Genomic DNA, 7,256 nt, shown 5'->3' on the forward strand with positions numbered 1-7,256 from the left:
AAATCCTTCATGGGGCTAATCAATATATAACTTTTTCAACAGCCTGTAGAGACTTAAGTCCCTACTGTTCGTACTTTCCTTTATAATACTCCTCTATATTATTCTGTACTGCTAAAAGTGCTGCCTGAACTCTATCGTTAACCCCTATCTTTAAAAATAGATTTGTAGCATAGTTTTTAACTGTTTTCTCGGATAAAAAAAGCTTTTCAGCTATCTCTTTATTACTAAATCCCCTTGATATATAAAGCAGAACCTCAACTTCACGTTTTGAAAGCTTATCAAATATACAAGTCCTTTCTTCTTTGCTCTTTATTCTGTTAAATATTAAAGACACCAATGATTTATCTATATATTTTTCTCCACCATATACAGTATTTATTGCCTCAACAATCTCATCTGATGCAGAATCCTTTAATATATATCCATCTGCCCCAACCTCTATTGCTTCAAAAAGTATGTTTTTATCACTTTCAACTGTTAGTATTATAGTTTTTATATCTATATTTTTGCTCTTAATATTTTTTAAAACATCAATACCAGTAAGGTTTGGCATATTAATATCTAATAGGGCAACATCTATCTTATTTTTAAAAATATATTCTAATGCTTCCCTTCCATCCCTACATTTAAATTCTATTTTCATATTATCTTCAAGACCAATTATCTTTTCAAGCCCTTCCCTTATGAGCGTATGGTCATCAGCAATAAGTATTTTAATCATCCTTAATTACCCCCCTATTAACAGGAAGTTTGATTTTAAATTTGGTACCTACTCCCTTTTTAGATTCAAGTTCAAATTCTCCCTGAAGTTGATTTACTCTTTCCATTATTCCTAAAAGTCCATAGTTTGTCCCCTGTGTTTTAACCTTCTTTAGTGTTTCTTCTACATCAAAGCCTATACCATCATCACTTACAACAATCATAAGATACTTAAGTCCATAATCAAGCTTTACCTCTACATTTTTTGCCTTAGAATGTTTCTTTACGTTGTTTAGTATCTCTTGAATTATCCTATAAACTGCAACCTGTATTATAGGTTCTATTTCATCCTCTATTGGTTTTATTTTAAGTTCAATATTTATATCCTTCTCCTCTTTTATGGATTTTACATATTCCTGTATTGTATGAGCTAATCCTAAATCGTCAAGGGACATAGGCCTTAGGTCGAATATTATTGCTCTAATCTCCTTAAGTGCAGTCTTTAAAACTTCCTTAAGCTCCGAAAGCTCCATCATTCCCTTTTCTAAATCCTTTTCAATTACTTTTTTAGTAAAATCTATTCTCATAACTGCAGATGCCACATACTGTGCAGGTCCATCGTGTATATCCCTTGCAATTCTCTTTCTTTCATCCTCTTGAGCCTCAAGTATCTTTATTCCCACTAACATTTCCGATTCTTTATCATCTAAATTAAGTGTCGATAATGCCTCACCCTCAAGGTACTTTAATGCAACAGTTATTTGACTTATAGCCTTTTGTGCATTGTTTATGTTTTCTCCAAGTTTTTTTAGCTGAATCTCTAACCTATCCCTTTTCTCCCTTAAGGATTTTTCTTCATTCCTTTTAGTAAGAAGTTTTAGCCTAACCTCATAGGCCTTATCGTATACTTCCTTTATATCTTTTTCTGAATATTTATCAAATCTACTTGATACTTCAGAAAGGGACTGCCTCATTTTTTTATCTAATTTCTCCAGTTCATCAACTTCCTTGATAATTTCAGCTATCTTATCCTTTAGCTGTTTTATTTCTATGATTAGTTCAGCCTCTTCTTTTTTTACATTGTCTATGATGTTTATTATCATCTCTTTACTGTTGCTTATTTGTTCTATTATTCTCTTTATTATTTCATTTATTTCACTTATTTCGGTGCCCCTTCTTTTCATTTACACCACTCACTTTTTAAATATAATTTTTAATTACATTATAACATTAATTATATTTTTATCAATTATCCAATTTTATTTCATAATTTAAAAGTTTTTAATAAAAAACACAGATTGTTGACAAACCTGTTTGTTAGCTAAAATATGAAAAAGCCCCATGAAAGGATTTCTATTAGCATATTTCATGAGCTTTAGCAATTATTGCTTTTNGACTTTGAAAAAGTCCGTAATTCGGCACAGGACGTGCCGAGCCGAGCGGCCATCAGGACGATGGCATCGCGAGGGTAGGACTTTTTCAAACAAAGAAAAGCTTAGAATTGCTTAGCGAAATGAATCAATGNCCAAGAAATCCTTCATGGGGCTAATCAATATATAACTTTTTCAACAGCCTGACACACCTTTATTGGTGTGTCTCTATTATAATCCTATCCCCATCCTTTATTCTATCTGTAAAGGATGCATCCCTATCATTTAAAAGTAACCTTACCGCCTTTGCACTGTTTATATCTATATCTACATAATTAAATATATCTACAAATATGTATCCTTCCTGCCTATTTTGTAATTTGATTGGCTCTCCATTTACAACTACATAAATAAAATCCTCTTCTTTTACCTCATTGAATTTTAATTCTATAATTTCAACTTCATCTCCATCAGAAAGCTTATAATCTAAACCCATCTCTACTCCATTTACCTTTGCCATCTGGCCTTCCTTTAACACATCCTTAAGTAAAACTTCTGCATCCCTACCATCCACAGCAAAATTTACAACAATTTCATCTCCATCCTCAATACAATCTAAAAGCGAGGTAACCTGTCCATTTTTAAATATCATAGATGGCTTTGCTGCTTCACCTAAAAATCTTCTCTCCTGTCCATTTATTTTTATGTTAATCCCTTTTCCTGACTTTGCAAAAAGATTTTGAGGTTTTATTCCTGAAATATGAAGTGCATTAGAAACCCTCTGTTTTCCTGAGTTATAGAGCTTTACTTCTTTACCATTAACCTTTACAGCAATAAAACTTCCTGGTGAGTTTATCGAATTTATTGCAATACCGATGGGTGTTACACAATCAGGGCCATTTAACCTATCACCACTATATATAACATTTTTTATGGCATCAATTCCTCTTACAGCTACTCTGTCCTTTGGAATACCTAATCTTGAGGAAATGAATTCAGGTAGCTTAACTATCTGACTTCCCCCGCCTACCAAAAACACTGCATTAGGGGATTTGCCATTTAATTCTATTATCTTTTGACATATGAGTTCTGCAAGTTTCTCAACAGTTGGCTCTATTACCTTTTTAATCTCACTTAATTTAACTGTCTTTGTGTTTAAAAGTATGTCGGTATATTTATATGTTTTTTTATTGGTGTTTAGGGATAGCTTTATTTCTTCTGCTGTATTAAAATCTACCACAAGATAATGGCATATTGCCTCCGTTATCTCATCTCCTGCAAAGGGAACCATACCATAGGCAACAACAGTTCCATCCTTTGTTATTGCAATATCCGATGTACCAGCCCCTATATCTATAAGTGCAAGATTAAGAAGTCTGTACTCTTTTGGAATTACTGCATTCATTGCTGCAATTGGCTCAAGAGTCATTGTTTCAACCTCAAGACCAATGTTTTTTATTACTGAATAGAGGCTATCAACTACAGACTGCGGCAGAAACGTTGCAAGAAGTTCTACCGATACCTTTTTGCCTTTATGTCCCTCAAGGTTAGTCATAAGGTAATCATTTAAAAAATAGTTAATTACACTATAGCCTACACAATAGAATTTTTCTTCTAAATCCTCTGTATTAATTTGTGAATATGCCTTTGATAATGCCTCCAATTCGAGGGTGTTTATAAAATCCCTATCTATAACTTGTCCATCCTTTAGAGGAAGGTCAGCTAAAACCTTTGTAGTCTTTAATATCCTTCCTGCTGCAGCTATTGAAACTCTATCAAACTTTGTACATAATCTTTCTTCAAGCCTTCTTTTTACTTCATATGCTATTTCAGATACTGCCTGTATATCGTGTACTTGTCCGTCCATCATTGCTCTTTTTCTATGTTCTATAATTTCTTCATCCACCACTTTTATTTTGTCTCCATCTACTACAAACGCAACACCTATAACTGTTCTTGTACCTATGTCTAATGCAAACTTTATATTCTCCACATAACCACCTCTTAATTCTTAGTAGGTTCTATTTGCAAATTATGGATAATTTCACATTTCACCTGGGTGGGAGACCTCCGAAAAAATCAAATTATTTTTAAAAACATACTATATATAGTTGCGCATATTATCTTTTATTCACTATATATAGTGGTGACAATTTTTAAGGTATCATTTTTTCGGAGCTCTTGGTGGCACTTTTTAAGGGGATGTTGTTTTTATCTGCAATTCTTTTTAAATCCTCAAACTCAGGTTTTACATTAACAATCTTATCCTTATACCTTGCAATCTTTACTTTTATATCCCCATATATTGTTTTTGCAGTTTTTGTTTCTCTCTCTAATTCTACTCTATCTATTTTTATCCTTCTAACTCCTATTGTAGTTGATTCTGTAAAAATTATATCTAATATCTTTTCCTCCATAGTTTTTGATACAATTACATTTAAAGTTACCGCTGGTCTATTTTTTTTCATATAAATAGGGGTATAGTATACATCCCTTGCTCCAGCTTCAAATAGTTTATCCATTAGGTATCCATACATCTCACCTGTCATATCATCAATATTGGCTTGAATTAAAAAAAGCTCGTCTTGATTATCCTCCGACAGTATTGCCCTTAGTATATTTGGTTTTTCTGTATCCCTTTTTCCTGCTCCATAGCCAACATTTTTTATCACAAGAGGGCAATCCATTTTAAACTCATCTGCAACAGCTTTAATTATTGCCGCACCCGTTGGTGTAGTAAGTTCAAATTCCCTTTCATCTGAATATACAGGTATTCCCTTTAGTATTTCTGCTGTTGCGGGTGCAGGAACAGGTAGTGTTCCGTGTTCACATTCTACAAATCCTCGTCCTGTGTTAATGTAGGAGGATATAACCTTGTCTATTTTTAGATAGTCAAGGCATATAGAAAAGGACACAATATCTATTATAGAATCTGTTGCACCAACTTCGTGGAAATGAACATCGTATAGCTTTTCTCCGTGAACCTTTGCCTCTGCCTCACCTACTATTTTAAATATTTTCTTAGAAAGTTCCTTAACAGATTTATTTAAATCGCTTTTGTCTATAATTCCCTCTATGTCAAATAAGTTTCTTGCGTGATGCCTGTGTTCAGTTAAAATGACATCGAAATAAGTTGAGTCAATTCCTGCCTTTTTAACCCTTTTTATATCTATTTTATACTCCTCATCTATATTTAATTTCTTTAGTTCATTTAATAAATATTCCTTAGAAACACCAAGGTCTAAAAGTGAAGCAACCGCCATATCTCCACTAATTCCTGAAAAGCAATCAAAATAAAGTATTCTCAAAATCACTCAACTCCCTTTGCTACTCTTTTGTTTATCGTTGATGCTATATACCCTGCACCAAATCCATTATCAATGTTTACAACAGAAACCCCTGCTGCACAGGAATTTAGCATAGTTAAAAGTGCTGAAAGCCCATTGAAATTTGCACCATATCCTACACTGGTTGGAACAGCAATGACAGGAACATCAACAAGCCCTGCAACAACTGATGCAAGTGCTCCCTCCATTCCTGCAACTGCAATTACTACATTTGCCCTTCTTATTCTATCTAAATTATTAAATAGCCTATGAATTCCTGCAACTCCAACATCATATATCCTATCTACATTATTCCCAAAGGTCTCTAAGGTAATTGCAGCCTCCTCTGCAACCTTAATATCTGCTGTTCCTCCTGTTACAACTGCAACAAGACCTACTTTTTTTGTTTCCTTTGGATTTATAACGCAAACCCTTGCAACTTCACTATAAATAAGATTATCTGTTATTTCGCATATTGCATTGTAGGCCTCTTTACTTACCCTTGTCGCAAGTATGTTTTTATCCTGCTTTAGCATATCTTCAACAATTTTTTTTAGATGTTCAAGCTCCTTACCTTCACAGTATATAACCTCAGGATATCCAACTCTAATTCCTCTGTGATAATCAAGCTTTGCAAAATCTAAATCCTTATATGGAAGGTTAATCAACCTCTTTAGAGCCTCATCTAAGTTAACATCTCCATTCTTATATCCCTCAAGTAGTGAAATTATATCCTCCTTATGCATTGCTTACCTCCCCATCATAGCTTCCTCTTTTATATCCTGATAAATCAAGGGTTACAAAACTAAATCCTATTTCTTTAAAGTATGTATTAATTTCATTAATCAACTGAATATCCAATATTTTATCCATATCCTTTGCATCAATTTCTATTCTTGCTAAGTTGTTATGACATCTAACTCTTACCTGTTTAAATCCCTTTTTAATTAGATATTTTTCTCCCTTATCTATCATCATTAATTTATCCTTTGTAATTATGTCCCCATAGGGTATTCTTGTTGCAAGACAGGCATATGCTGGCTTATCGTGTGTCTTTAATCCCATCATCCTCGATAGCTCTCTTATTTCGTCCTTTGTAAGTCCTGCCTCTAAAAGAGGACTTCTTACCTTTAGCTCCTCAAGTGCCCTTTTGCCCGGCCTATATTCAGATAAATCATCATAGTTTGTTCCATCACAAACATAATTTATTCCCATATCATTTGCATAACTACACAAACTTGAAAATATGTGTTTTTTGCATATATAACACCTATCCTGTGGGTTATTTTTAAACTCCTCTACTTCATTTAAAGGGTCAACCTTTATATTAATATACTCTACACCTAATTTATCGGCAAATTCTGCTGCCTCTTTTAGTTCCCAAGATGGATAAATATAGGAAATTGCTGTTGCTGCAACCACTCTATCTTCTAAGACATCCTTTGCCACCTTTAGCAAAAAGGTACTATCTACACCTCCAGAAAAGGCTACCATAACACTTCCCATTTCATTTAATATTCTCTTTAACTTTTCTAATTTATTCTGCAATATCATATCTCCACCCCATCAAAATATTCTAATTAAATTATACTATAAAACATAAATATATTCATCTATATATATTCAACTTGAATTCGGCAAGTGATGCCGAAAGGCATTGAAATTAAAGAATTTTTTGTTCAAAAAAATTAAAAGAAATCATCCCTTTTTAGTGTTAAAATATAATTGCAAAACCAAAACACAAAAGGGTGATTTCTATGAATAGTTTACAACAAAATCAAAAAAATTTAAAGAGGAAAATTAGATTTTTAAACATGAAAGCAAAATTTAATGATACCAAAGTTACTTCTGTAGCAACTTT

General features: G+C 33.0%; 6 protein-coding genes. All 6 read right to left on the minus strand.

The window, feature by feature from the left end; all coding sequences use genetic code 11:
* Positions 1 to 61: 61 nt before the first annotated feature.
* The 6 genes from A3M9_RS0112815 to larE all read right to left on the minus strand — a co-directional run bounded on the left by A3M9_RS0112815 (position 62) and on the right by larE (position 6,949).
* Positions 62 to 721 (minus strand): response regulator transcription factor, encoded by a 660-nt coding sequence (locus A3M9_RS0112815; protein ID WP_027309526.1) that lies wholly within the window; start codon positions 719 to 721, stop codon positions 62 to 64.
* On the minus strand, positions 714 to 1,883 hold the full coding sequence (locus A3M9_RS0112820) for a sensor histidine kinase (protein WP_035166777.1): 1,170 nt from the start codon (positions 1,881 to 1,883) through the stop codon (positions 714 to 716). Before A3M9_RS0112820 ends, A3M9_RS0112815 begins: the two co-directional genes overlap by 8 nt.
* 400 nt (positions 1,884 to 2,283) lie before the next feature.
* Positions 2,284 to 4,062 (minus strand): cell division FtsA domain-containing protein, encoded by a 1,779-nt coding sequence (locus tag A3M9_RS0112825; RefSeq protein WP_027309528.1) that lies wholly within the window; start codon positions 4,060 to 4,062, stop codon positions 2,284 to 2,286.
* A 163-nt stretch (positions 4,063 to 4,225) separates the two neighbouring features.
* Positions 4,226 to 5,377 carry a nickel pincer cofactor biosynthesis protein LarC gene (larC, locus tag A3M9_RS0112830; protein ID WP_027309529.1) on the minus strand — a complete coding sequence of 384 codons (1,152 nt, stop codon included), beginning with the start codon at positions 5,375 to 5,377 and terminating at the stop codon, positions 4,226 to 4,228.
* A gap of 2 nt (positions 5,378 to 5,379) precedes the next feature.
* Positions 5,380 to 6,141, minus strand: a complete 762-nt coding sequence (gene larB / locus A3M9_RS0112835) for a nickel pincer cofactor biosynthesis protein LarB (RefSeq protein WP_027309530.1) — start codon at positions 6,139 to 6,141, stop codon at positions 5,380 to 5,382.
* Complete coding sequence (larE, locus tag A3M9_RS0112840; protein ID WP_027309531.1) at positions 6,134 to 6,949, minus strand: ATP-dependent sacrificial sulfur transferase LarE; 816 nt, start codon at positions 6,947 to 6,949, stop codon at positions 6,134 to 6,136. Before larE ends, larB begins: the two co-directional genes overlap by 8 nt.
* Between the last annotated feature and the right edge of the window lie 307 nt (positions 6,950 to 7,256).

Origin of the sequence: Caloramator sp. ALD01 (assembly GCF_000472625.1) — a bacterium.
Taxonomy (GTDB): Bacteria; Bacillota; Clostridia; order Clostridiales; family Caloramatoraceae; genus Thermobrachium; species Thermobrachium proteoclasticum.